Raw genomic sequence first — 26,550 nt, forward strand, 5'->3', positions numbered from 1 at the left:
GTACTGCCCAAATATAGCTTCCCCCTCGACGCTGAAGCGGTTCCGTCGAACCGGAGAAGGACATGGACTTCGCTCTGAGCAACGAGCAGCGCAAGCGCACCGACGATCTCGGCACGGCGATCCGGGACCGGCTCGGTGCCGCGCGTCCGTCCACGCCGGACGCCCACTTCACCCGGGAACGCTGGCGTATCGCCGCCGAACTCGGGCTCACGGGGTTGTGCCTGCCCACCGAGCACGGCGGGCAGGGCCTCGGCGCCCTCGACACCGCGCTGTGCCTGGAGGTCTTCGGCCGCGCGTGCCCGGACACCGGGCTCGTGTTCGGCGTCGCCGCGCACCTGCTCGCCTGCGCGGTGGCGGTGCGCGACTTCGCCGCTCCAGATACCGCCGCCCGGCTGCTGCCGGGCCTGGCCAACGGCGAGCTGATCGCAGCCAACGCCATCACCGAGGACGACGCGGGCTCCGACACCGGCGCGCTGGACATGAAGGCCGCCGCCGACCCGGCCGGGTACCGGCTCACCGGCGAGAAGTCCTTTTCCAGCAACGCCCCGCTCGCCGACGTGTTCGTCACCTACGCCGTCACCGATCCCACGGCGGGCTTCTTCGGCACCACCGGCTTCGTGGTGGACCGGGACCTGCCGGGCGTCGAGGTCAGCGCCCCGATGGCGAAGGCCGGCCTGCACGGCTGCCCGGCGGGCCGGCTGACCCTGACCGACACGCCCGTGCCGCACGCGGCCGTGCTCGGCGAGGTGGGCCAGGGCAGCACGATCTTCCAGCACTCCATGGGCTGGGAGCGCGCCTGCCTGTTCGCGATCTACCTCGGTGTCATGGACGCGCAGCTGCGCCAGTGCGTGCGCCACGCCCGCAAACGACGCCAGTTCGGCCACCGGATCGGGGAGTTCCAGGCGGTCGCGCACCCGATCGCGGACATGCGTCAGCGCCTCGACGCGGCGCGGCTGCTGCTGTACCGCGCCTGCTGGCGCATGGACCAGGGCCACAACGACGTCACCGAGATCTCGATGGCGAAGATCGCCGTCTCCGAGGCGGTCGTCGCCAACAGCCTCACCGCCGTGCAGTTGTTCGGCGGCAAGGGGTACCTCGTCGAAACCGGCGTCGAGGCGCAGTTGCGCGACGCCCTGCCCAGCCGGATCTTCTCCGGCACCAACGAGATCCACCGCACCCTGGTGGCGAGGGGAATGGGCCTGTGACCCTGCACGAGCTGGCCATCGACAGCACCACCAAGTTCCCGGACCGGCTCGCGGTCGCGTCCGGCGCGGACACCTTGACCTACCGGCAACTCGACGAGGCGGCGAACCGCTTCGCCCACCGGTTGCGGGACCTCGGCGTCGGCCGCGGCGACCGGGTTCTGCTCTGGTCCGACAAGTCCACGGACATGATCGCCGCCATGCAGGGGGTGCTCCGGCTCGGCGCGGCCTACGTGCCCCTGGACGGCACCTCACCGGTGGCACGGGTCGCCATGCTCGCCGCCGACTGCGGCGCGGTGGTGGTCTGCGCGGAGAGCAGCAGGCTCGCCGCGATCCGCGCCGCGGTCGACGGCGATCATGCCGGCCTCCCGTGCCTCGACCTGCACAGTGAGTCCACAGTGGACACCAAGGCGGTGAACGAGCCGGTCGGCGACGACGAGCTCGCCTACATCCTCTACACGTCCGGCTCGACGGGGACGCCCAAGGGCGTCTGCATCAGCCACCGCAACGCGCGCGCGTTCGTCGACTGGGCGGTCGACGAACTCCGCATCGGACCCGAGGACCGGCTGGCAAACCACGCTCCCCTGGTTTTCGACCTGTCGGTGCTGGACCTGTATGGCGCTTTCGCCACCGGCGCGTCGGTGCACCTGCTGGCCGCGGAACTCGCCAACGCACCGGCGCAGCTGGTCCGCTTCCTGTACGACCAGGGCATCACCATCTGGTACTCGGTGCCCTCGGCGCTGCTGCTGATGATGCGCAACGGCGGACTGCTCGACCAGCACGCACCCGACGCCCTGCGTGTCGTGTGCTTCGCGGGCGAGCCGTTCCAGATCGAAGGGGTGCGGGCGCTCGAGGCCTGGACCGGTGCCCGGTTGCTCAACCTCTACGGGCCCACCGAGACCAACGTGTGCACCTACCACGAGGTCGGCGGCCCGGACCTGGCCAGGCAGCGCCCGCCGCTGATCGGCAAGGCCTGCTCGGGCGACGAGGTGTGGGCCGAGCGTCCTGACGGGACGGTCGCGGGCCCCGGCGAGGAAGGTGAGCTCGTCGTGTCCGGACCGACGGTCATGATGGGTTACTGGGGCGCCGAGCCGCAGGTCGGGCCGTACCGCACCGGCGACATCGTCCGGGTCCTCGACGACGGCGCGTTCGACTACGTGGGCCGGCGCGACCACACCGTCAAGGTGCGCGGCCGCCGGATCGGGCTCGGCGAGGTGGAGGTCGCCGCAGCCGGTCACCCCGACGTGGAGGACGCCGCCGTCGTGCTGGTCGGCTCCGGCATGGACGCCCGGCTCGCGGCGTTCGTGGTGCCCGTCCGGGGACGTGCGCCCGGACCGCTGGCGGTCAAGGCGCACTGCGCCCGGGTGCTGCCCTCCTACGCCCTGCCCGACCACATCCACCTCGTCGCCGCGGGTGAGGACCTGCCCCGCACCCGCAACGGCAAGGTGGACCGCCCCGCGCTCGTGCGCAGGCACACCGAACTCGTCGCGCAGCGCGCCGAACGCCGGCTCGCGTCCGCGCCCGCCGCCGACCCGGCGCCGGGCCCCGAAGGGAGAACACCGTGAACCAGGCCGAAGTCGAAGACGCCCTGATGGAGTTCATCCGCCAGGAATTCCTCTGGGGCGACGAGGAAGGCGAGCTGACCAAGACCACCCCGTTGCTGGAGTGGGGGATCATCGACTCGCTGCGCACGGCCGTGCTGGTCGGTCACGTGCGCGAGCAGTTCGGCGTGTTCGTCTCCCCGGCGAAGATCAACTCTCGCAACTTCCGCGACGTCACCACCATCGCCGCGGTCGTCGCGGCCGAAGCGGCGAACAGCGCCGAGAAGGAGACCGCATGAGCCCCCACAGCACCGACTACGACGTCGCCATCATCGGCGGTGGTCCCGCCGGGTCGACGATGGCGTCCTACCTCGCGCGGGCGGGTCTGTCGGCGGTGGTGTTCGAGAGCGAGACGTTCCCGCGCCCGCACGTCGGCGAGTCGCTGGTGCCGGCCACCACCCCGGTGCTCAACGAGATCGGCGCCCTCGAGAAGATCGACGAGGTCGGGTTCCCGAAGAAGTTCGGTGCGTCGTGGACCTCCGCCGAGTCCCGCAACATCCCTTTCATGGGCTACCAGGGGCTCTCCCACGACTGGTCGGCCGACGTCCAGTTCGTCGAGCGCGACCAGCCCGGGGTCGACCGCGACTACACCTACCACGTCGACCGCGGCCGGTTCGACGCCATCCTGTTGCGCCACGCGCAGGAGCAGGGCGCGACCGTGTTCAACGGGGCCCGCGTGCGGGACGTGGACTTGGACGACCCCAACGAGGTGCGCCTGACCGTCCGGTTCGGCGCACGGGACACCACGTACACGGCCAAGATGGTGGTCGACGCGTCCGGCCGGCAGACCATGCTGGGCCGCAAGCTGAAGGTCAAGGTGTCCGACCCCGTCTTCGACCAGTACGCGCTGCACACCTGGTTCGAGGGACTGGACCGGGAAGCGTTGAGCCCCAACAAGGCGATGGCCGAGCACATCTACGTGCACTTCCTGCCGATCAAGGACACGTGGGTCTGGCAGATCCCGATCACCGACACCATCACCAGCATCGGCGTGGTGACGCAGAAGAAGCAGTTCACCGCGGCCGGCACCGACCGCGAGAGCTTCTTCTGGGACTTCGTCGGCAGCAGGCCCGAACTGGCCGAGGCGTTGAAGAAGGCCGAGCAGATCCGCCCGTTCAAGGTCGAGGGCGACTACAGCTACGCCATGGAGAAGATCTGCGGCGACCGGTTCGTGCTGATCGGCGACGCGGCGCGGTTCGTGGACCCGATCTTCTCCAGCGGCGTCAGCGTCGCGCTGAACAGCGCGCGCATCGCCGCGAAGGACATCATCGACGCGCACGCCGCCGACGACTTCGGCAAGGAGCGGTTCGCCTCGTACGAGAACAAGCTGCGACGCGCGGTCAAGTACTGGTACGAGTTCATCTCCATCTACTACCGGCTCAACGTGCTGTTCACCGCCTTCGTCCAGGATCCGCGGTACCGCGTGGACGTGCTCAAGATGCTGCAGGGCGACGTGTACGACGGCGAGGAGCCCAAGGCGTTGACGGCCATGCGCGAGGTCGTGGCGGCGGTCGAGAACGACCCCGAGCACCTCTGGCACCCCTACCTCGGCTCGCTGCGCGCGCCGACTTCCGCTCCGAGTTTCTAGTGCCTCGTCGCAGAAGGTTGGTGCGGTTATCCGTGGATCCAGTCGTTCGCTGGCAAGGCGGCCGGAAGCCCTCGTACTGGCCGTACTCGGGCTTTCGGCCAACGCAGCCAGCGGGCGACTGGGCCGCGGAGAATCCGTGCCGAACCTTTTGCGGCGGGGCACCCACCCGGCGCGGGCCGCTCTGCGCAGGTCACCCGGCGATATAGGACCGATATTGCCGGGCGACCGAGAGTGGGAGGGCCGTGGCCAATGAATTGGATTTATTCAATATGAATGAAAGCGCACCGCGCGCCAACTTATAAGCTCGAAAACGTCTGCGACCAGGGAGTCTGCATCGTGATCCGATCAGTGACAATCGTGGGTGGCGGCACCGCAGGGTGGATGACCGCGTCGTATCTCAAGGCCGCGTTCGGTGATCGAATCGACGTGACTCTCATCGAATCCGCCCAGGTGAAGCGGATCGGTGTCGGCGAGGCGACCTTCAGCACGGTCCGGCACTTCTTCAACTACCTCGGGCTCGACGAGGCCGAATGGCTGCCCAAGTGCGCGGGCAGCTACAAGCTCGGCATCCGCTTCGAGAACTGGCGCAAGCCCGGCGAGCACTTCTACCACCCGTTCGAGCGGCTGCGCAGCGTCTCCGGGTTCAGCCTGGCCGAGTGGTGGCTCGAACTCGGCGACCGCAGCGAGCCGTTCGACCGGTCGTGCTACATCACCACGGCGTTGTGCGAGGCCGCGCGGGCGCCGCGGATGATGGACGGCTCGCTGTTCGTGTCGGGCCTCGACGGCGACCTCGGCCGGTCCACATTGGACGACCAGCGCGACCAGTTCCCCTACGCCTACCACTTCGACGCCGACGCGGTCGCCGGCTTCCTGGGCGAGTACGGCCGCGGGCGCGGCGTGCGCCACATCATCGACAACGTCACCGAGGTCCAGCAGGACAGCCGGGGCTGGATCTCCGGCGTGCGCACCGCCGAGCACGGGGTCGTCACCGGCGACCTCTACGTCGACTGCACCGGCTTCCGTGGCGTGCTGATCAACAAGACGCTCGGTGAGAAGTTCCAGTCCTTCGAGGACGACCTGCCCAACAACCGGGCCGTGGCGCTGCGGGTGCCGCGCGAGGACGCCACCGACATGGACCCGTTCACCACGGCGACCACCATGTCGGCGGGCTGGGCGTGGACGATCCCGTTGTTCCGCCGCAACGGCAACGGCTACGTCTACTCCGACAAGTTCATCACCCCGGAGGAGGCGGAGACCGAGCTGCGCGAGAAGGTGGCGCCGGGTCGCGACGACCTCGAGGCCAACCACATCCGGATGCGCATCGGCCGCAACGAGAACTCCTGGGTCGGCAACTGCGTCGCGATCGGGCTGTCCAGCGCGTTCGTCGAGCCGCTGGAGTCCACCGGCATCTTCTTCATCCAGCACGGCATCGAACAGCTGGTGAAGCACTTCCCGGACAACGGGTTCGACGAGCTCCGCACCGCCGCGTACAACCGGCGGATCAACAACGCCATCGACGGCGTCAAGGAGTTCCTGATCCTGCACTACCGGTCGGCCGACCGCGAGGACACGCCGTACTGGAAGGAAACCAAGTCCCGGCCGCTGCCCGACGCCCTGCGCGAGCGCCTCGCGCTCGCCGAGACCCAGCTGCTCGACGACGAGACGATCTACCCGTACTACCACGGGTTCGAGAGCTACTCGTGGAACACCATGAACCTCGGTCTGGGCCGGGTCCCGGCCAAGGCGCGGCCCGCCCTGCGCCACCTCGACCCCGCGCCCGCGCACGCCGAGTTCGCGCGGCTCAAGGCCGAGGCCGACGAGATGATCGCCACGCTGCCCAGCTGCTACGAGTACCTCGCCAGCATCAACGACTGAGCACGGCAACCCGACCGGGGGTCTTCGGAAGGGACCAAGATGGGGACGATCCCACCACAACGCCGTTCGCGGGTGGCACCGCACGCGCTACGGGGCTTCATGAACGGTTACTACACCGGCATCACCGTGGTGACCGCGGTCGACGCCCAGGACAGGCCACACGGTCTCACCTGCAACTCGCTGGTCAGCGCCACGCTGGACCCGCCGACCCTGCTGGTGTGCCTGGACAACCGGACCGGCACGCTCGCCGCGGTGCGCGAGTCCGGGGCGTTCGCGGTGAACCTGCTCGCCGAGGGTGGCCGGGAGGCGGCGGAGATCTTCGCCTCCCGGGCACCCGACCGGTTCGCCGCCGTGAAGTGGGAGCGGTCCCCCTCGGGGCTGCCCCGGCTGGTCGACGACGCGTTCGCCGTCGCCGAGTGCGCCGTGACCCACATGCACACGGTCGGCGACCACGTCGTGGTCTTCGGCCTCGTGCACGACATCGACGGCGAACCCGCGAGCCCGCTGCTGTACGGGATGCGGGCCTTCACCAAGCCGTCGCACCCGCCGCCAACCGACCTGGTCGCCACCTCCCAGGTCTCGGGTCGGCGGTGAGCGCTTTCGGCGCGGGCACCAGCAAGCGGGCTTGGTTGCGGCCGGCCTTCGGCTTGCTGGTGCTCGCCGCCTCCGTGCTCTGGTGGATCGGCGTGCAACCCGCCTCGGCGCGGGCACCGGTCGAGCCGATCACCCAGTTCCTGCTCGCGGTGGTCGCGATCCTGCTGGTATGCCACCTGTTCGGCGCGTTGCTGCGCAGGCTCGGGCAGCCCGCGGTGCTGGGCGAGATCATCGGCGGCCTGGTGCTCGGGCCGTCGGTGTTCGGTGCCCTGGCCCCGACCGCACGGACCTGGCTGTTCCCCCAGCACATCCTGTCCGCCCTGGACACCGCGGCGCAGCTCGGGCTGATCGTGTTCCTGTTCCTGCTCGGCTGCGAACTGCGCCTCTCGGCCATCCGCCGCAAGCGGGTCGTGATCGGGACCGTGGTGGGCGGCACCGCGTTGCCGTTCGTCGCGGGGGTGTCCGTGGCGTTGCTCGCCGGCCCGGCCATGGCCGGGGCGACCGGCGGCGCCACCACGCACGTGCTCTTCATCGGGCTCGCCTTGTCCATCACGGCGTTGCCGGTGCTCGCCCGCATCCTCGTGGACCTGCGCATCGACCGCACCGACGTCGGCGTGATCGCGCTGACCAGCGCCGCGGTCGGCGACGGCATCACCTGGGTCGTGCTGGCCCTGATCACCGCCCTGGCCGGGGCGAGCGACTCCTCGCAACTGGTGCCCCGCCTCGGGTTGTCCGTCGCGTTCGTGCTGGTGATGGTGCTGTGCGTGCGGCCGGCCCTGGTGGTGCTCACCAAGCGCATCACCTCCGAGCAGAGCCTGATCGCGGCACTGGTGATCGGCGCGGTGGCCTGTGCCGCCCTGGGGCAGGTCATCGGGCTGCACCCGATGATCGCCGCGTTCCTGTTCGGCACCCTCGTGCCCCGCAACGAAACGATGGCGCGGGCGAGCGAGCACCTGCAGGGCTTCACCATCACGATCCTGCTGCCGCTGTTCTTCGCCGGCGTCGGGCTCAACACGAGCCTCGGGTTGATCGGCGCCAACCTGCGGGGCTGGCTGCTGTTCCTCGTCGTGCTCGCCGCCGCGATGGCGGGCAAGATCATCGGCGCGGGTGGCGGCGCCCGGCTCGCCGGGGTGCCGCGCCGGCCGGCGCTCGAACTCGGCACGCTGATGAACTGCCGCGGCATCACCGAACTCGTGGTGGCCTCCATCGGCCTGAAAGCCGGCCTGATCAACACCTACGGGTTCACGGTGCTGGTGCTGGTCGCGGTCATCACCTCCGCCATGGCGGGGATCATGATGCGCCGCTTCGAACGCGCGCCGGCCGGCGCCCAGGCAGATCCCGACGACAGACCCGGTCAGGCCGCCTGACCGTCCCCGCAAGCGCGCGGGCCCGCCTCGGCGGGCCCGCGCGCTGTCGTGTGCGGGGTGGCGCACGATCCGCGATCCGGTGTGGCTGCCCCGGGTGTGTCGGCGGGTCCACCGGAGGCGGCGATGCCGACGAGCGCGGATGGCTTGCGCGTGTTCTGGCGGTGTCGCGGCACGCAGATGGGCACCGAGCCGGCGGGACGCGTGGCGTCGCCGACATGATCCGACACTGCGACACAGAGGGTTGACGCGGCCGGGCGACCTTGGCGGGGAGTGGTGGTACCCGGGAGCAGCGGCGAGACTCAGCGGGCCCGGGCGCCGCGGATTGTCGGGTTGAGCGCGGCCCCGACCAGGGTCACGACCAGCACCGCGCCGATGGCCGTGAGCGTCGACGCGGGGGTGAACCACGTCAGCAGCAAGCCACCCGCGAGCGCACCCGCCGAGTTCATCCCCCACGACATCAGCAGGATCGCGCTCATCGCCCGGCCGTGCAGCTCGTCCGGGACGATGGTGGCCATGTAGCTGCCGGCCCCCACGTTCAGCACCGCGCCGGTGAACGACATGACGGCGAACGGCACGAACAGCAACAGCAGCGACGGCGTGAACGCCATGAGCGGGATCAGCACCGCCCGGGCCGCGATGTCGACGAGCAGCACGCCGCCGAGCGAGAGCTTGCGCAGCAGGACCGCCCCGGCCAGCGCACCGCACACCCCGCCGACGCCGCCGACGGTGCCCACGAGCCCGGTCAGCGCCGCCGACCCGCCGAGGTCGCGGACCAGCAGGATCGAGGCCATCGTGACGATCTGCGCGACGAAGTTCGTCAGGGCCACCAACGTCGTGGCGGCGCGCAGGAACTTCTGGTCCCACAGCCAGCGCACGCCCTCGACGACCTCGCGGCGCAGGTTCACCGGGCGCCGCACGCGCTCGGTCTGCAGCTTCGAGCGGACGAACCCGAGGTTGGTCAGGGCGACCACGTGCCCGAACGCCACCGCGGCGAACGGCAACCACGACACCAGGGCGAACAGCGAGCTGCCCGCGGGCTGGCCGAGCAGCCCGGCGGCCCGGCCTCGCGCCTCGTTCTGGGAGATCGCGGCGGAGATCTGCTCCGGCGCCACCACGTTGCGGATCGCGGCCCGCTCGGCGGGCAGGTAGAAGATCATGCACGTGCCCTCGAGGAAGGCCGCCACGGCCAGGTGCGGCAGCCACACCACGCCGAGGACGAGCGCCACGACGACGCTGATCATGGCGATCGCGGCGACCGCGTCGCACGCGATCATCAGCTTGCGCCGGTCCCACCGGTCGATCAGCACGCCCGCGGGCAGCTGGAGCACCAGGGCCGGCAGCAGCCCGGCGAAGGCGACCACGCCCGCACCGGCCGGCGAACCGAGGCCCCAGATGAGCACCAGCGGGAAGGCCATCACGCTCATCCGCGAGCCCAGCTGCGAGAACCCGGAACCGGTCCACAGCAGGAGGAAGTCGCGGTTGCGGCGCAGCGGAACGATGTCCGGCGCCACGGACTCCCCCGGAGTCCCGGCCTGCTCGGCCTGCTCGGCTGTCACCGTTCGCACCGCTCGCCAGAGTCCCGCATGCGCTCCACGATCGCGGCTCGCGCTATGCCGCCTCTATATACGGCACTCGTATAGGGCGCGTATTGAACAGCGCTGCAGCCTCGACCACACGGCGGAACCGCGCGATCGCGTCCGCGACCCGAAACGAGCAGGAGGATGCCGTGAGCGAGAGCGGCGCTGACGACCACCGCTGGCAGGTTGTGCTCAACGACGAGGAGCAGTACTCGGTCTGGTGGGCCGGGCGGGAGCTGCCTGCCGGGTGGCGTGCCGAGGGTACCGAGGGCACCAAGGCGGAGTGCCTGAGCCGGATCGAGTCGGTCTGGACCGACATGCGCCCGCTGAGCCTGCGCAAGCGCATGGCGGCCCAGGAGGCCTGATCAGCAGGGCTTGACGGTCCACAGTAGAGCGTTGACCGGGCTCGCCGGGGAACCCCCGGCGGGCCCGTCGGCATGCCCCGGGCCACAGCGACCGATCACTATCAGCGGTGCCCCGAGCACGCTAAGTCCGCATCCTGTCAGTGCATGTTCCTGTCAAACCAGTTCGCTGACAAGTTCGCGAATTTTGAACAAGCTGGAGAAGGCGGCAATTCGGGCCACAGGCGCGATGGGAGCGGTACATGCGGTTTCAGGTGCTGGGGATTGTGGGCGCGTGGCAGGGTGACACCCGCATCGAGGTGCGCGGTTCGAAGATGCGCACCTTCCTCGCCTCGTTGCTGCTGGCACGCGGCCGGATCGTCTCCGACGTCAGATTGATGCAGATGCTGTGGGACGAGGACCTGCCCGCCACCACACAGGCGCAGATCCAGACCTACGCGTCGCGGCTGCGCAGCCTGCTCGGGCCCGTGACCACCGTCAAGCGCCAGCCCCCCGGCTACCGGCTCGAGCTGCCACCCCAGCGCGGCATCACCGTCGACCTCGTGGAGTTCGAGAACCTCGCGGCGCAGGGCAATGCGGCGCTCGCGGCCGGCAAGCACGCCGAGGCCAGCAAGCTGCTGCGCGACGCGCTGACCCGCTGGAACGGCCAGGCGCTCGGCGGCGTCACCGACTACCTCGCCGCGATGGAGCAGCCCCGCCTGGAGGAGGCCCGGCTCACCGTGCTGGAGAACAGCATCGACGCCGAGCTGGCCATGGGTGAGCACCGCCCGCTGATCACCGAGCTGACCGCGCTGGTCGCCGCCGAGCCATTACGCGAGCGGCCGCGCACGCAGCTCATGACCGCGCTGCACCGCAGCGGCCGCACCGCGGACGCCCTGCAGGTGTACAACGACTTCCGGGCGACGCTCGCCGAGTCGCTCGGCCTCGACCCCTCGACGGAACTGCAGGAACTGCACCAGTCGATCCTCACCTCCGTCCCGCCCCCGCCGCCGATCCGGCTGCGCACGCGGCCCACGGACGTGCCCGCGGCCGCGACGCTGCCGCCCGAGCCGAGTGACTTCATCGGCAGACAAAGGGAGACCGAGCACGTCTGCGCCGAGCTGACCGGGGCACCCGACCACGACACGCGCCCGGCCATCTGCACCATCACCGGCATGGGCGGGGTCGGCAAGACGACCCTCGCGCGGCGCGTGGCTCGGTTGCTGCGCAAGCAGTTCCCGGACCGCCAGCTGATGGTCGACCTCGGCGGCAGCCGCCCGCAACCGCCGTCGGCGCCCGCACTGCTGGACACGGTGCTCGCCCGGCTCGGCGTCCCGGCCGACGAGCTGCCCGCGTCGTTCGCCGCCCGCGTCGAGCTGTACAACCGCACCCTCGCCGGCACCCGGACGCTGCTGGTGCTGGACGACGCGCAGGACGAGCGGCAGGTCCGCCCGCTGCTGCCCGCGACGCCCGGCTGCGGGGTCCTCATCACCAGCCGTTCACCGCTGGCCGCGCTGGAGGGCAGCGACCGGGTGGCCCTCGACCGGTTCACCCCCGAGGAGTCGTTGCGCCTGCTCGCCGCGGTCGTCGGGCCGGAGCGGCTGCACGCCGAACAGCGTGCCGCCGTGCGCATCGCCGAGCAGTGCGACCACCTGCCGATGGCCGTGCGGGTGTGCGGTGCCCGCCTCGCCACCCGACCGCACTGGACGTTGAGCCGGCTCGCGGAACGGCTCGCCGACCCGCACCGGGTGCTCGACGAGCTGCGCGCAGGCGACCTCGTGGTCGAGGAACGCCTCGCGTCGTCGTACCTCGCGCTGCCTGCGGACCAGCGCAACGCGCTGCAGCGGTTCACCCACCTTGGCACGGGCTCGTTCACCGCGAGCACCGCCGCGCAACTGCTCAACCTGTCCATGTTGGACACCATCGACCTGCTGGACGGGCTCGTCGAAGCCCACCTGCTGCGCGCCGAACCCACGGCGGCCGACCGGTACCGGCTCTCGCGGCTCGCCCTGGCGCTGGCGCTCGGCCAGGAGCAGCTGTGCAAGGTCGGCTGACCCCAACCCGAGGAGACGATGACCGCCGACCCGAGCGTCTTCCGCTATCTGAGCCGCGACGACGTCAAACGGGCGCTGGCCACGATCGACCCGGTCGAGGTGATCACCGAGACCCTGCGGCTGCACAGCGAGGACCGGGTCGGGCTCGGCGAGGAGGCGTATCTGCCCTGGCTCACGCCCAACGGCTTCGCCAACACCTCCCTGGCCATGCAAGGTGCGGTCGACTTCGACGACGGGTACGTCGTCGGCGTTGAGACGGTCAACGAGAGCCCCGGCAACCCCGCGCTCGACCTGCCTCGCGCGCAAGGGCTCACCATCCTGCTGGACCGCGAGACGGCCCGGCCGCGGGCGGTGATGGAGACGGCGTACCTCAGGGCGTTGCGTGCGGCGACGGTCACCGCCATCGCCGCGCGGACGTTGGGCGCGCCCGGCATGACGACGATGGGGTTCCTCGGCTGCGGCACCCAGGCGAAGGCGCACCTGACCGTGCTCGCCGAGACCGTGCCGACGCTCACCGACGTGCGGCTGTTCGACATCGATCCCGTGCGTGCCAACAGGTTCCGGGAGCAGGCGGCGGTCCGGCACCCGGGCATGGACTTCCACGTCGTGCCCACCGCCCGCGACTGCGTCACCGGCGCCGACCTCGTGGTGACCATGACGACCGTGACCGACGGCTACCTCGCGTGGGACTGGCTCAGCCCGGGCACGCTCGTCTCCTGCGTCTCACTGGACGACCTGCTGCCCGAGGTCGTGCAGCGCTGCGACCTGCTCGTCCTGGACGACTGGGACCTCGTCAGCGTCGATCACCGCCGGCTGCTCGGGCGGATGTACCGCACTGGTGACCTGCTCTCCCCCATCGGGTTGGTCGACGACCACGCGGGCGGGCCGAGCACGTCGGCGCGCAAGGTGGACACGACCCTGGGCGAGATCGTGACCGGCGTGCACCAGGGCCGCTGCACGGACGCGGACATCGTGGTGTGCAACGCCTTCGGCATGGCGGCGCTCGACATCGCGGTGGCGCACCGGGTCGCCTCGGCCGCCGAGCGAACGGGGCTCGGTCGGCTGCTGCGGTTGTGACGCCGGTGGTGACACCAGTGGTGACGGCGGGTCGCGCGGTGGCGTCGCGCGATCAGCGGGGCCGGTCGGGGTCAGTCGCGGCGCGCGCTCCCGGCCAGCCAGCCGACCTCGGCGACGCGCACGCCCAACTGGAAGCGGCTGCGCGCGCTGAGACGGGTGGCGAGCTCGGCGATGATGCGCCGCGCGGTCCGCACCGAGATGCCGAGCTTGCGGGCGATGACGGCGTCGGTGTGCCCCTCGCTGAGCTGGCGCAACACCTCCCGGTCCTGCGCGGTCAGCCCTTCCGGGTCGCGTCTGGACTGCGCGCCGAGTTCGGTCGCCGGCTCCCACGCGAAGTCGAAGAACGCGCACAACGCCGCCAGCACCCCGGTGCCGCGCAACACCATGATCCCCTCGGCGGAGCGCTGCGGGTCGATGGCGACGATGCCCACCGACCGGTCGTAGATCGACATGCGCACCGGCAGGCTCGGCACCGTGCGGACCTCACCGCCCTGCTCGACCAGCCAGCGGGCGTAGTTCAGCGCCGCCGTGTCGTTCGCGATGCTGTCCAGGTACAACCGCCGCACCCGCACACCGCGTTTGAGCAACCGCAGGTCCTCGGCGCGGTCGGCCTCCTCCTGGTCACCCTGTGGCGGACCGCCCGGCGAGAACGACATCATCTCCGAGGTGCAGCTGTCGGCGAGGCTGTCGGCGAAGGTCTGCACGGCCTCCTGGCCGAACACCCGCTGGTTGGGGAACTCGCTGCGCTCGGCGAGGGCCTGGTCGTACTCCGAGAGCATGGTGGACACCAGGGCCCGGTTGCGCTCCATGTCCTCCTGCTGGCGGGCGAGCACATCCTCCTGCTGGCGCAACAGGTCTCGCAACGCCGTGGCGGGATCGGCCAGCACCGCGACCTCCTGCCCCTGCCAGCCAGGGCTTATCAGGTTCACCTGCTCCAACTCGGTGAACGCGCGGTTCATCCGTTCTTCCGGCCAGGCGAGCCAGAGGCTCAACTCCACCATGCTGACCTTGGGATATTTGATCATCGTCTGGTACACGATGCCGGCATCGACACCGAGGCCGAGAAACTGCAACCCGCGTCTCCTCGCACAGATATGCGCCTACACGTTCGTTGTGTCGGTCTCGCGCGCCTCCCGCTCGGGTGCCTTCCTGTGCAGGCGGCCGCAATCACCCCGGCCGCCCCTCCCGTGACGCCGGCGCCGAAACGCCGACCGTCCCACCGACAGTAGCGGCAACAGTGCACGGCGCGTCCAACGAAAATGCCCGAAGGCACTACGACATTCGGGTTGATTCCGGATGGGCAGGAAGTTCCGGGGTGCCGTACCTGATCGACGGTATATAGCTCGAACATAGCCAGCCCTCGCACGATCGACGCATAGGCATCGCGGCATGCTGCGACGGGAGCGAAATGGGCACGGGCAGGCACAGTCGGCTACCGCTTTCCAGTGCACAGCAAGGGGTTTGGCTGGCTCACCGGAACGACCCGACGGCGTGCCGCTACACCTGCGCGGAGTGCCTGACCCTCGACGGGCCGCTGGACACCGCGGTGCTGCGCCGGGCGTGGGCGCGGCTGGGCGCGGAGGCGGACGCGTTGCGCGTCGTGCGCTTCGCCCACGAAGCGGACGGTGGTCTGTACCAAGTCCTCGCCGACGAGGTGGCGCCGCTGCGGGAACTCGACCTGCGCGGGGAGCCGGACGCCGAAGCCGCCGCGCTCGCGTACGCCCACGCCGACCTGGACGCGCCCCTGGACCTGGCGACCGGACCGGTGTCGCACGCCGCCCTGTTGCGCACCGCCGAGAACCGGCACCTGCTCTACCTGCGCATGCACCACGCCGTCACCGACGGCTACAGCATGCACCTGCTGCACTCCACGCTCGCCGACCTGTACACGAGCACCCTGCGCGGGCAACCGCGGACCACCACCCCGCTGCGCGAGCTAGCCGGGTTGGTCGAGCGGGACGCGAAGTACCGGGCGGGCGCGGACTTCGAGGTGGACGACGCCTACTGGACCAAGCGGTTCGCCGACCACCCCGAGCCGATGCGGCTGCCCGGCGCGCGCGCCGAACGCGCCGACCCGACCCGTGGCGCACGCCCGGTGCGCACGCAGGCGGAGCTGCCCACCACGGACGTGGAACTGTTCTCCGCCACCGCAACCGAGCTCGGCACGAGCTGGCAGGTCGCGGTCATCGGGGCGACGGCCGCCTACCTGCAACGCGCCACCGGCCGGCGGGACGTCGTGCTGGGCCTGGCCAGCAACGCGCGGCGCGGCATCGCGGCGAACCGCACGCCCGGCATGGCGGCCAACACGCTCGCCCTGCGCGTGGACGTGGCGCCGTCGATGTCGCTGCGCGGCCTGCTGCCGTCGGTGGCCGAGGAGGTCGCCCAGGCGCAGCGGCACGAGCGGTACCGCTACGACGACCTGTGCCGTGCGCTGCGCGTTCCCGCCGCCGAGGAGGGCCCGCTCGGACCGATCATCAACTTCATGCCGTACCCGCGGCACTACGCGTTCGCCGACGTGACCGCGAGCGCGCTCAACCTGTCGGCGGGACCGTTGCCCGACATCACGTTCGGGCTCACCGGCACCGCCGAGGACGGGCTGACCGCGTCGGTGGACGCCAACGCGGCCCTGCACCGCGAGGACCGCTTGCCCGCCGACCTGCGCCGGTGGACGGAGTTCCTGCGCAGCGTCACCCGCCGCCCGGACCGCCCGCTGCACTCGATCGACCTGCTCACCGTCGCCGAACGTGTCGAGTTGCTGGTGCGCCGCAACGAAACCACCTGCGAACGCACCGCGAACTCCGTCGTCGACCTGATCGAGGCGGTGGCCCGGCAGCACCCGGACCACGTGGCCGTGGCCGGTCGCGGGCTCAGCCTGACCTACGCCGAACTCGACGCGCGGTCCGCGGCGCTGGCCGCGCGCCTGGCCGAGCACGGCGTGCGGCGCGAGGACGTCGTCGGGCTGGCCATGCCGCGCTCCCCGCACCTCATCGTCGCCATGCTCGCGGTGCTGCGAGCGGGCGGTTGCTACCTGCCGCTGGACCTGGGCTACCCGCCGGACCGGATCCGCTACATGGTCACCGACAGCGCCCCGCGGTGTGTGGTCGTCTCCGACCCCGCGGCCGCGGGGGCGGTGCTACCGGCCGACACGCACCTGGTCGAGGTAACCGAGCGGCCAACGACCCCGCACGCCCCCGTCACGATCGATCCCGACGGCGCGGCGAACATCATCTACACCTCCGGGTCGACCGGATCGCCCAAGGGCGTGCTCAGCCACCACCGCGGCCTGGCGAACCTCGCGCTCGACCACAGCGCGCGGTTCGGGCTCGACGCGGACAGCAGCGTGCTGCAGTACGTCTCCCCCGCGTTCGACGCGGCCGGCGGCGACATCTGGCCCGCGCTGGTCGCCGGCGCGCGCCTGGTGCTGCCCGCGGACCCGGTCGAGGTGTCCACGACCGACTTGATCACCCTGCTGCGCGACGAGCGGATCACCCACGTGGCACTGCCGCCCAGCATGCTGCGCCAGCTCTCCGCCGAAGGGCTGCCGGATCTGCGGACCCTGGTGGTGGGCGGGGAATCCACCGATGCGAACGTGGTCGACCGGTGGGCGCCGGGCCGGCGGATGATGAACATGTACGGGCCCACGGAGGCGTGCTGCGCCGCGACCGGCGCCCAGGTCGTGCCCGGCGAGCCGCTGACCATCGGCGTGCCGATCGACAACGTCACGGTGTACGTGCTCGACGCGGACCTGCAGCCGGTGGTGCCCGGTGCGGCCGGTGAGCTGTACGTCGCGGGGACCGGCGTGGCTCGCGGCTACCTCAACCAGCCGGCGCTGACGGCCGAGAAGTTCCTGCCGTGCCCGTTCGGGCCGCCGGGCGCGCGGATGTACCGCACGGGCGACCGCGTCCACCAGGACGACGAGGGCGTGCTGCGCTACCTGGGGCGCAGCGACCACCAGGTGAAGATCCGCGGCCACCGCGTGGAGCTGGGTGAGATCGAGGCCGCGCTCGGCGACGACCCGGCCGTCGGCAACGCGATCGTCATGGCCACGGCCGCCCCGTCCGGCAACAAGCGCCTGGTGGGCTACGTGGTGCCGCGGGACGCCGCGCAGGTGGACCCGGACTCCTTGCGCGCCAAGGTGCGTACCGTGCTGCCCGAGTACATGGTGCCGTCGGCGATCGTGGTGCTCGACGAGTTCCCGTTGCAGCCCAACGGGAAGGTGGACCGCAAGGCGCTGCCCGAGCCGGACCGGCCACGCGCGGACGCGGCGGACCGGGGTCCGGTGACCGAGGAGCAGGCGGTCCTGTGCAAGCTCTTCGCCGAGGTGCTCGGCATCGACGAGATCGGCGTGCGGGACTCGTTCTTCGAGCTGGGCGGCGACAGCATCCTCGCGTTGCGCCTGGTCTCCGCCGCACGCGCCGCCGGCATGGACGTGGACTCGCGGCAGGTGTTCGAGCACCCGACGGTCGGCGAACTGGCCGAGGTCGTGCGCCCGCTCGCCACCGAGGGCGGCGATGCCGATCCCGACGACGACGGCACCGGAGCATTCCCCGCGCCGCCGATCGTGCGCTGGGCGCTGGAGCTCGGTCCGGTGGACGCGTTCCACCAGTCGATGTGCGTCCGCGTCCCGGCGGGCGCGGACCTCGACCGGCTGACCGAGGCGCTGCGGCTGCTCATCGACCGCCACCCCGCGTTGCGGACCCGCCTGGTCGACGACCGCGAGCTGCACGTGGACCCGCCTGGCCGCGCGGACGCCGTGGTCTCGGCCGTCGACGTCACCGGGCGCAGCGCCCACGAGGTCGCGGCCGTCCTCGAGCAGCAGCGCGCGGCCGCGGTCGAGGCCCTGCGCCCCGCCGAGGGTCGGGTGGTGCGTGCGGTCTGGCTGGACGCCGGTGCCGGCGCGCCGGGCACGCTGCTGCTGGTGCTGCACCACCTCGCCGTCGACGGGGTGTCGTGGCGCATCCTGCTGCCCGACCTCGCCCACGCGTGGGCGGTGGTGAGCGGGACCGACAGCACGCCGTGGTCACCGCTGGGCACGTCGGCCAAGACCTGGTCGACCCAACTGGCCCAGGCGGCGACCGAACCGCATTGGACGGCGCAAACCGAGCTGTGGCGCCGGATCCTGCGCACCGGCGGCCCGGCGATCGGCACCCGGGACCTCGACCCGGGCACCGACACGTTCGCCACCGCGGCCACCACCGGGATCACGCTGTCCGCCGACGTCGCCGAGCCGCTGCTCACCGTGCTGCCCGACCGCTACCGGGCCACCCAGGACGACATCCTGCTCACCGCGCTCGCCCTCGCCGTGGGCCACCACCTGCCGGCGAGCGGGTCCGCGGTGCTCGTGGACCTCGAAGGCCACGGCCGCCACGGCGCCGGGCGCGCGGTGGCTCTGGAGAACACGGTCGGCTGGTTCACCAGCATCCACCCGGTCGCCGTCGACCCGGGCCCGGTCGCATGGTCCACAGTGGAGTCCGGCGGTGCCGAGCTCGGCACCGCCGTCAAGCGGGTCAAGGAACAGCTGCGGGCCATCCCGGACCACGGGATCGGCTTCGGCATGGCGCGCTATCTCAACGCGGCGACCGGCGCTGAGCTCGCCGGGCTCGGCGCGCCACGCCTTGCGTTCAACTACCTCGGCCGGCTCACCGCAGGCGCGGACGCCGACTGGGCGCCGGCAGGCGACGACCCCTTCGCGGGCACCGCCGACCCGCGCATGGCGATGCCGCACGCGTTGGAGCTCAACGCGATCGCGTACGACCGCGCCGACGGGACGCACCTCGAGCTGCGCGCCATGTGGCCGTCCGGCGTGCTGGACGAGGCCGCCGTGACCGGACTGCTCGACGCGCTGCGCACGGCGCTCATCGGGTTCGCCGCCCACGCCCGTGGCCCGGGCGTGGGCGGCTTGACACCCTCGGACGTGCCGCTGGCGGGCCTCGACCAGGACGACATCGACGAGATCACCGAACGCAGGCCGGACACCACCGACATCCTGCCGCTCACGCCGTTGCAGGAAGCGTTGCTGCTGCACAACCTCATCACCGTCAACGCGGTCGACGCCTACAACGACCAGCTCCGGCTGACCTTCGAGGGTCCGCTGGACGCCGCACGCATGCGCGGCGCGCTCACGACGGTGCTGCGCCGCCACCCGGTCCTCGCCGCCGCGTTCGAGCACGACGTCGCCGTGCCGGTGCAGGTGCTCGGCGGCACGCCGGAGCCGCCGTGGACCGAGCACGACCTCGCGCACCTCGACGACGCCGAGCTCGACCGGCGCGCCGACCGCCTCGCCACCGCGGACCGGATGGCGCGCTTCGCCCTCGACGAACCCCCGCCGATGCGGTGCAGGTTGATCAAACGCGCCGCGGACCGGCACGAGCTCGTTCTCACCGCCCACCACATCGTGTGGGACGGCTGGTCGATGGCGATCGTGCTGCGGGAACTGTTCGCCTGCTACGCCGATGGCGACGACCGCGCACTGGCCCAGCCGCCGCGGTACCGCACCTACCTGAACTGGTTGGCGGAGCAGGACTTCAGCGTCGCGGTCGAGGCGTGGGCGCGGTACCTCGCCGACCTGCCCGGACCGACCTTGTTCGCGCCGGGGCTGCCCTCGACCGCGCAGGTGACGCACGACCTGTTGATCGCCGAGCTGCCCGAGGACCGCTCCGCCGCGCTGGTCGCGCGGGCCAGGGAAGCGGGCGTCACGCTCAACACCCTCGTGCAGCTGGTGTGGGCGGTGCTGCTGAACCAGCTCACCGGCGCGGACGACGTCGTGTTCGGCACGTCGGTGTCCGGCCGTCCACCGGACCTGCCGGGCGTGGACCGCATGGTGGGCCTGCTCACCAACACCATCCCCGTCCGGGTGCGGCTGGCCCGGGACGCGCCGGTCGCCGACGCGCTGACCGCGCTGACGCGCGAGCAGGTGCCGTTGCTCGACCACCACCACGTCGGTCTCGCCACGATCCAGCGGCAGGCCGGCCACGACCGCACGGGCTTGTTCGACACGACCGTGATGGTGCTCAACTACCCGTTCGACCCCGCCGAATGGGACGCCGTGCTCGGCGACCTGCGTGTGTCGGACTACGCGTTGTCCGACGGCACGCCCTTCCCGCTGCGGATGGTCGTGGTGCCCGGGCGCAAGACGCAGGTGCGGCTGGGTTTCCGGCCGGACGCCGTCGGCGGCACCGACGCGCGGTGCCTGCTGCGGCGCGCGGTCGCCGTGTTCACGGCCCTCGCGCACGACACCGACCAGACAGTTTCCGACCTCATCGCCGCGGCTTCGGCCGCCGGCCGGTCACCGGAGGGACCAGCATGACCGACGATCTCGAGTTCAGGGTGACCGACGCGGAACGCAGCCGGATCGAAGCGGTGGCGCGTGCGCTCATCGGCTCCCCACCGCGGCTGATCGACGACGTCGACTGGGTCGACGACTGCCGTGCCTGCTCGGCCGAGCTGCCGGTGCGGGTGCGCAGGCGGCTGCGCGAGTTCGCCCACGACCCCGGCGACTCCGGCGCGCTGCTGGTGCGCAACCTGCCCGTCGCCGCCGACCGGCCGACCCCCACCGAGTTCGGTTCGGTGGAGCGCGTCGCCACCGTCGGCGCCGCCGTGATCGGGCTGCTCTCGATGCAGCTCGGCGAGCTGATCGCCTACCGCAACGAGAAGTCCGGCGCGCTGGTGCAGAACGTCGTGCCCGTGCCCGGCAAGGAGGAGCAGCAGAGCAACGCGGGCAGCGCCCGCCTGGCGATGCACATCGAGAACGCCTTCCACCCGCGCCGGCCCGACTACGTCGGCCTGCTGTGCGTGCGCGCGGACCACGAACGGATCGCCGGGCTGCTGTTGTCGTGCGTCCGCAAGGCGGTCGGCACGCTGCCCGAGGACGTCCGGGCGGTGCTCGCCGAGCCGCGGTTCGTCACCCAGCCCCCGCCCTCGTTCGGCATGGGCGCCGACCAGGCGCCGCTGCACGCCGTGTTCACCGGCGAACCGTCCGACCCGGACGTCCAGGTCGACTTCCACGCCACCCACGGCGACGACGACGAGGCGAAGAACGCGCTCGAGGCGCTGCACGACGCCATCACCGCCGTCGCGCAGACCCTCCCACTGGAACCGGGCGACCTCGCACTGGTCGACAACCGCATGACCTTGCACGGGCGGACGTTCTTCACCCCGCGCTACGACGGCGAGGACCGGTGGCTGCACCGCACGTTCGTCCACCTCGACCACCGGCGCTCCCGCGCGTCCCGCACCCGGACCGGCCATGTCCTCGCCTGAGTCCCCAGCCACCTCCGAGGAGAACCCGATGACACGCCAGGCGGAATCGCCGACCACCGCGACCGTCGCGTCCATGGTCGCCCGGCAGGCCGCGGCCACCCCGGAAGCGGTGGCCGTGGTCGAAGGCCCTGAGTCGATCACATACGCCGAACTGGACGCCCGCGCCAACCGGCTCGCGAACCTGTTGCGGGACAAGGGGGTCGGCCCGGACAGCGTGGTCGGCGTGTGCCTGCACCGCAGCGTCACCATGGTGGTCGCGCTGCTCGCGGTGTGGCGGGCCGGCGGTGCCTACCTGCCGCTGGACCCCGCCCACCCGGGCCGGCGCACCAGCGCCATGCTGCGTGCCGCGGGCGCCGAGCTCGCGCTGACCCAGGCGGTCACCGACACCGGCGACGCGGGCACGCCCACGATCGTGCTCGACCGCGACCTCACCGCGGCCGCCGGGCAGCCGGACAGCGCGCCCGAGGTCACGGTGTTCCCGGACTCCCTCGCCTACGTGCTCTACACCTCCGGCTCCACCGGCACCCCGAAGCCCGTCCTCGTGCACCAGGCGGGCATCGGCAACCACATCCGGTGGACCAGCCGCGCGCACGACCTCGGGCCGGGCGACCGGGTCCTGCACAAGACCGCCATCACCTTCGACGCCGCCGGCTGGGAGATCTTCGCGCCGCTGGCCACCGGCGCGACCCTCGTGCTCGCACCGGTCGGCGCCGAGCGCGAGCCCGCCGCGCTGGTGCGCGCGCTGGCCGAGCAGCGGATCACCGTGCTGCAGGTCGTGCCGTCGCAGCTGCGCGCGCTGGTCGAGGAGCCGGGCTGGGCCGGCTGCGGCGCACTGCGGCTGCTCTCCAGCGGCGGCGAGCAGCTGCACGCCGAACTGGTGCAGCGGTTCCTGGCGCTGCTGCCCGACCCTGCGGGGGTCGAGGTCTGGAACACCTACGGGCCCACCGAATGCACGATCGAGGTGACCGCGCACCGGTTCGATCGCGCGCAGCAGTCGGGTCCGGTGCCGATCGGGCACCCGATCGACGGCATCCACGTGGTGATCGTCGACGAGCACGGCGCACCGGTGCCCGACGGCGCCACGGGTGAACTGCTCGCCGCGGGCGTCGGCGTCGGCCGCGGCTACCTCGGCCGCGTCGCGGAGACGGCCGAACGCTTCGTGCCGGACCCGGTGGGCCGGCCCGGCGACCGCGCGTACCGCACCGGCGACCTGGTCCGGATGACCGTCGACGGGCAACTCGAGTACGTGGGCCGGATCGACCACCAGCTCAAGGTGAACGGCGTGCGGATCGAGCCGGGCGAGGTGGAGGCCGCGCTCGCCGCGCACCCGGAGGTCGGCGGCGCGGTCGTCACCGGCTACCCCAGCGGCGACGGCGGCACCCGGATGGCCGCGTACGTGCTGACCAAGGACGGCGCGGTGCCCGCGCGGCTGCGGGAGTTCCTCGCCGAGCGGCTGCCGTCCACACACCTCCCGGCCGCGTACGTCGCCATGACCGCCTTCCCGCTCACCCGCAGCGGCAAGGTGGACCGCTCGGCGCTGCCCGCACCCGACCAGCACGGCACCGCCGACCACCAGCCGCTGTCCGAGGCCGAGCGCCTGATCGGCCAGGTGTGGCAGGACCTGCTCAAGGTCGACAACGTCGGCGCGGACGACGACTTCTTCGCCCTGGGCGGCTCATCGCTGCACCTGACCCGCCTGGCCAACCGGATCCGCAAGGCCAGCGGCGCGCCGATCGACCTGAGCAAGCTCATGACCGCCACCACGCTGGCCGAGCAGGCGGCCCTGCTCGCCGAGGTGACCACGCAGAACGGGGACCGGATCGTCGCCGTGCCCCGCGATCGCGACCTGCCGTTGTCGTTCGGGCAGAGCCGGATGTGGGTCAACGACCGGATGCGCCCGCGCAGCCGCGAATGGGTGTCCGCGTTGTTCCTGCGCGTCTCCACCGGCACCACGGTCGACGAGGTGCAGCAGGCGTTGAACCAGCTGCTCGCCCGGCACGAGACCCTGCGCACCCGGTTCACCCTGCGCGCGGGCGAAGCCGTCCAGGTGATCGACCCGCCCGGTACCTACGAGCTGCGCGTGATGAGCCACGACGAGGTGCCGGACGCCGACTTCCACACCGCCCTGGACCAGGAGCTCGACCGCGGTTTCGACATCGCGTCCGGCCCGATGACCCGGGCCCTGCTGCGCCCCGAGGACGACCACCAGCTGCTGGTGATCTCCGCGCACCACATCGTGCTGGACGGGTGGTCCTCGGCGATCCTGGAGCGCGACTTCCACGAGCTGCTGGGCGCCGTGCAGGACGGTCGCACGCCGAACCTGCCGCCGCCGGCCCTGCAGTACGCCGATTTCGCGGCGTGGCAACGGAACCGGCTCGACGACCAGGTGATCGCCAAGGAGCTCAGCTACTGGCGCGCCGTGCTCGAGGACGCGCACCCCACCACGCTGCGCCTGGACAAGCCGCGGCCCGCCGTGCGGGACGGCCGCGGTGCCATCGTCGGGTTCACCGTGCCCGCCGCGGTGGCGAAGGCGCTGGACAAGCGGGGCCGGGCCGCGAGCGCCACCCCGTTCATGACGCTGCTCACCGCGTTCTCCACGCTGCTCGCCCGCTACAGCAGCGACTGGGACGTCGTGGTCGGCACTCCCCTGGCCGGGCGGGACCGGCCCGAGCTCGAGAACATGGTGGGGTTCTTCCTCAACAACGTGGTGCTGCGCTGCGCGCTGGACCCGTCCATGGACTTCGACGCCGCGCTGGCCGCCGTGCGCAACACCTGCCGGGAGGCCTTCGCCCACCAGGAACTGCCGTTCGACAAGCTCGTGGCGGAGCTCGCCCCCGAGCGCGACCTGTCCAGGACCCCGCTCTACCAGGTGGCCTTCGACCTGCACGACGAGAAGCTCACCGCGTCCGCGGCGAACCCCGAGGACTGGGCGACGTTGATCGACGTCTCCCGCATCGCCAAGACCGACCTCACGCTCTACCTGCGCGCCGAACCGGACGGCTCGATGGCCGGCGGCCTCGAGTACGCGACGGCGTTGTTCGAGCGCGCGACCATCGAGCGGATGGCCCGGCACTTCCTCGCGTTGCTGGAGGCGCTCGCCACCGACCCGGGCGTGGCGCTGGCCGAGGTCGACTTCGTCCCCGGCGACGAGCGGGTGGTGCTGGAGGCGGCCGCCTCCGGCGTCCCGCTCGCGGTCGACCTGGACGACACCGAGGCGCAGGCCACCAGCCTGGAACTGTTCGAGCGCCAGGTCGGCGCGAACCCGGACGCGATCGCCGTGGCTTGCGGCCCGGAGCGGGTGACCTACGCCCAGCTCGACCGCAGGGCCAACCAGATCGCGCACCGGTTGCGGGCGGCGGGCGCCGGACCGGACTCGGTGATCGGCGTCCTGCTCGGCCGCGGCACCGACATGATGGCGGCGTTCCTCGGGGCGTGGAAGTCGGGTGCGGCATACCTGCCGCTGGACCTCGACGCGCCGGCCGAGCGGATCGAGATGGTGCTCGGCACCGCAGGCGCGTCCGCGGTGATCACCACCGCGGCGCTGCGGTCCGGGCTCGGCGGCCATGTCGGCACCGTCGTCGTGCTCGACCAGCTGGACCCCGCCGACGCACCGGCGACGGGACCGGCCCGGGTCGTGGACCCGGACCTGCTGGCCTACACGATCTACACGTCCGGCTCGACGGGCGTGCCGAAGGGCGTGCAGGTGACCCACCGCGGGCTGGTCAACCACCTGCGCTGGGCGGTCACCGAGCTGGCCACCCGCGGCCGTGGCGGGGCCCCGGTCTTCTCCTCGGTGGCGTTCGACCTCGTGGTGCCGAACCTGTGGGCGCCGCTGCTCGCCGGGCAGACCGTCCACATGCTGCCCAGCGACATGGACCTCACCGAGCTCGGCCCGCTGCTGCGCGACCTCGCGCCGTTCAGCTTCATCAAGCTGACGCCCGGGCACCTGGAAATCCTGTCCCAGCAACTGAACCCGGACTGGGTGGCCGACCTGGCCGGCGTGATCGTGGTGGCGGGTCAGGCCTTGCCGCAGGCGCTCGCGAGCGACTGGACCGCGATGCTCGGACCGGACCGGTTGATCAACGAGTACGGGCCGTCCGAGGCGACCGTCGGCACGTGCACCTACCCCGTCGGCGCCGCGGCCGGCGCGCAGGCCCGCGACACCGTGCCGATCGGCAAGCCGTTGCCCGGCGTCACGATGCGCGTGCTGGACGACCTGATGCGCCCGGTCCCGGTCGGCGTGGTCGGCGAGGTCTACGTGGGGGGCACCGGCCTGGCCCGTGGGTATGCCGGCGCACCCGGCATGACCGCGGACCGGTTCATGCCGGACCCGTTCGCCACCGACGGCGGGCGGCTCTACCGCACCGGCGACCTGGCCGAGGTGTTGCCGTCCGGCGACGTGTCGTTCATCGGCCGGCGCGACGACCAGGTGAAGATCCGCGGCTACCGGGTGGAACTCGGCGAGATCGCCACCGTGCTCAGGGGACACGAAGCCGTGGCCGACGCCGTGGTGCTCGCCGACACCACCGACAGCACCGGCTCCGGTGACGTCCGGCTGCGCGCGTTCGTGGTGCCCGAGGCTGGCGCCGGGCAGCCGTCGGCCGACGAGCTGGTCGAGGTGTGCCGGCGACGGCTGCCGGCCTACATGGTCCCGACCACGTGCACCCTGATCGACCACTTCCCGTTGAACGCCAACGGAAAGCTCGACACCAAGGCGTTGGTGGCGCTCGCCGGGACCGTCGAGCCGGAGCTGGCCGCCCCGGCCGGCGAGGTGGAGCTGCACATCGCGGAGGTGTTCGCGGACCTGCTCGGCCACGAGGTCGGCGCGGACAGCGACTTCTTCCGCAGTGGCGGCAACTCGATCCTCGCCATCCGGCTGGTCGCGGCGATCCAGGACGCCTACGAGATCGAGTTGCCGATCCGCGCGGTGTTCGAAGGCCCGACCGTGGCCAAGCTCGCCGAGATCGTCGAATCCCGCGTCCGGGAAGGCTGACGCGAAACCATCCGAGAAGAGG

Annotated in this window: 15 protein-coding genes; 13 read left to right on the plus strand and 2 right to left on the minus strand. The window is 71.7% G+C overall.

The features are described 5' to 3' along the window. The first annotated feature begins 62 nt into the window (after positions 1–62). The 7 genes from EV186_RS11360 to EV186_RS11390 all read left to right on the plus strand — a co-directional run bounded on the left by EV186_RS11360 (position 63) and on the right by EV186_RS11390 (position 8,227). Complete coding sequence (locus EV186_RS11360; RefSeq protein ID WP_133849201.1) at positions 63–1,205, plus strand: acyl-CoA dehydrogenase family protein; 1,143 nt, start codon at positions 63–65, stop codon at positions 1,203–1,205. Next, positions 1,202–2,767 (plus strand): amino acid adenylation domain-containing protein, encoded by a 1,566-nt coding sequence (locus EV186_RS11365; RefSeq protein WP_133849202.1) that lies wholly within the window; start codon positions 1,202–1,204, stop codon positions 2,765–2,767. The genes EV186_RS11360 and EV186_RS11365 overlap by 4 nt, the downstream gene beginning before the upstream one ends. Beyond that, the gene (locus EV186_RS11370) at positions 2,764–3,042 is read left to right on the plus strand and encodes an acyl carrier protein (RefSeq protein ID WP_208115564.1); all 279 of its coding nucleotides are present in this window, start codon (positions 2,764–2,766) and stop codon (positions 3,040–3,042) included. Before EV186_RS11365 ends, EV186_RS11370 begins: the two co-directional genes overlap by 4 nt. Then, on the plus strand, positions 3,039–4,391 hold the full coding sequence (locus EV186_RS11375; RefSeq protein ID WP_133849203.1) for an NAD(P)/FAD-dependent oxidoreductase: 1,353 nt from the start codon (positions 3,039–3,041) through the stop codon (positions 4,389–4,391). Before EV186_RS11370 ends, EV186_RS11375 begins: the two co-directional genes overlap by 4 nt. Before the next feature lie 357 nt (positions 4,392–4,748). Further along, positions 4,749–6,266 (plus strand): tryptophan halogenase family protein, encoded by a 1,518-nt coding sequence (locus EV186_RS11380; protein ID WP_279538297.1) that lies wholly within the window; start codon positions 4,749–4,751, stop codon positions 6,264–6,266. A 99-nt stretch (positions 6,267–6,365) separates the two neighbouring features. Further along, positions 6,366–6,860: a flavin reductase family protein gene (locus EV186_RS11385; RefSeq protein WP_208115565.1), complete on the plus strand. Its 495-nt coding sequence runs from the start codon at positions 6,366–6,368 to the stop codon at positions 6,858–6,860. Then, complete coding sequence (locus EV186_RS11390; protein ID WP_133849206.1) at positions 6,857–8,227, plus strand: cation:proton antiporter domain-containing protein; 1,371 nt, start codon at positions 6,857–6,859, stop codon at positions 8,225–8,227. Before EV186_RS11385 ends, EV186_RS11390 begins: the two co-directional genes overlap by 4 nt. Positions 8,228–8,526: 299 nt before the next feature. Here the strand turns inward: EV186_RS11390 and EV186_RS11395 are convergent, their stop codons facing one another. Continuing rightward, a complete protein-coding gene (locus tag EV186_RS11395) occupies positions 8,527–9,783 on the minus strand; it encodes an MFS transporter (RefSeq protein ID WP_166659122.1) in 1,257 nt (418 codons plus the stop codon). A gap of 170 nt (positions 9,784–9,953) precedes the next feature. Here EV186_RS11395 and EV186_RS11400 point away from each other — a divergent pair, with 170 nt between their 5' ends. From EV186_RS11400 to EV186_RS11410, 3 genes are all read left to right on the plus strand, one after another. Next, on the plus strand, positions 9,954–10,169 hold the full coding sequence (locus tag EV186_RS11400) for an MbtH family protein (RefSeq protein ID WP_133849208.1): 216 nt from the start codon (positions 9,954–9,956) through the stop codon (positions 10,167–10,169). Between the two features lie 239 nt (positions 10,170–10,408). Continuing rightward, positions 10,409–12,199, plus strand: coding sequence for an AfsR/SARP family transcriptional regulator (locus tag EV186_RS11405; RefSeq protein WP_133849209.1), 1,791 nt, complete (start codon positions 10,409–10,411; stop codon positions 12,197–12,199). 18 nt (positions 12,200–12,217) lie between these two features. Beyond that, a complete protein-coding gene (locus EV186_RS11410; RefSeq protein WP_133849210.1) occupies positions 12,218–13,276 on the plus strand; it encodes an ornithine cyclodeaminase family protein in 1,059 nt (352 codons plus the stop codon). 71 nt (positions 13,277–13,347) lie between these two features. Here the strand turns inward: EV186_RS11410 and EV186_RS11415 are convergent, their stop codons facing one another. Beyond that, the gene (locus EV186_RS11415) at positions 13,348–14,349 is read right to left on the minus strand and encodes a helix-turn-helix transcriptional regulator (protein ID WP_133849211.1); all 1,002 of its coding nucleotides are present in this window, start codon (positions 14,347–14,349) and stop codon (positions 13,348–13,350) included. 335 nt (positions 14,350–14,684) lie between these two features. Between EV186_RS11415 and EV186_RS11420 the strand changes: the two genes are divergently transcribed. The 3 genes from EV186_RS11420 to EV186_RS11430 are packed head-to-tail and all read left to right on the plus strand — an operon-like array spanning position 14,685 to position 26,528. Beyond that, entirely contained in the window at positions 14,685–20,582 is a 5,898-nt protein-coding gene (locus tag EV186_RS11420; RefSeq protein ID WP_133849212.1) for a non-ribosomal peptide synthetase, read from the plus strand. After that, positions 20,579–21,535: a TauD/TfdA family dioxygenase gene (locus tag EV186_RS11425; RefSeq protein WP_133849213.1), complete on the plus strand. Its 957-nt coding sequence runs from the start codon at positions 20,579–20,581 to the stop codon at positions 21,533–21,535. Before EV186_RS11420 ends, EV186_RS11425 begins: the two co-directional genes overlap by 4 nt. Positions 21,536–21,563: 28 nt before the next feature. Continuing rightward, the gene (locus tag EV186_RS11430; RefSeq protein ID WP_133849214.1) at positions 21,564–26,528 is read left to right on the plus strand and encodes a non-ribosomal peptide synthetase; all 4,965 of its coding nucleotides are present in this window, start codon (positions 21,564–21,566) and stop codon (positions 26,526–26,528) included. Positions 26,529–26,550 lie beyond the last annotated feature (22 nt).

Origin of the sequence: Labedaea rhizosphaerae (genome assembly GCF_004362825.1) — a bacterium.
Lineage (GTDB): Bacteria > Actinomycetota > Actinomycetes > Mycobacteriales > Pseudonocardiaceae > Labedaea > Labedaea rhizosphaerae.

Excerpts from the sequence above, each read along its gene's own strand:
- EV186_RS11410 (WP_133849210.1), top strand. The coding sequence starts at position 12,218 with ATGACCGCCGACCCGAGCGTCTTCCGCTATCTGAGCCGCGACGACGTC.
- EV186_RS11375 (WP_133849203.1), top strand. The coding sequence starts at position 3,039 with ATGAGCCCCCACAGCACCGACTACGACGTCGCCATCATCGGCGGTGGT.
- EV186_RS11425 (WP_133849213.1), top strand. The coding sequence starts at position 20,579 with ATGACCGACGATCTCGAGTTCAGGGTGACCGACGCGGAACGCAGCCGG.
- EV186_RS11430 (WP_133849214.1), top strand. The coding sequence starts at position 21,564 with ATGACACGCCAGGCGGAATCGCCGACCACCGCGACCGTCGCGTCCATG.
- EV186_RS11420 (WP_133849212.1), top strand. The coding sequence starts at position 14,685 with ATGGGCACGGGCAGGCACAGTCGGCTACCGCTTTCCAGTGCACAGCAA.
- EV186_RS11405 (WP_133849209.1), top strand. The coding sequence starts at position 10,409 with ATGCGGTTTCAGGTGCTGGGGATTGTGGGCGCGTGGCAGGGTGACACC.
- EV186_RS11360 (WP_133849201.1), top strand. The coding sequence starts at position 63 with ATGGACTTCGCTCTGAGCAACGAGCAGCGCAAGCGCACCGACGATCTC.
- EV186_RS11385 (WP_208115565.1), top strand. The coding sequence starts at position 6,366 with ATGAACGGTTACTACACCGGCATCACCGTGGTGACCGCGGTCGACGCC.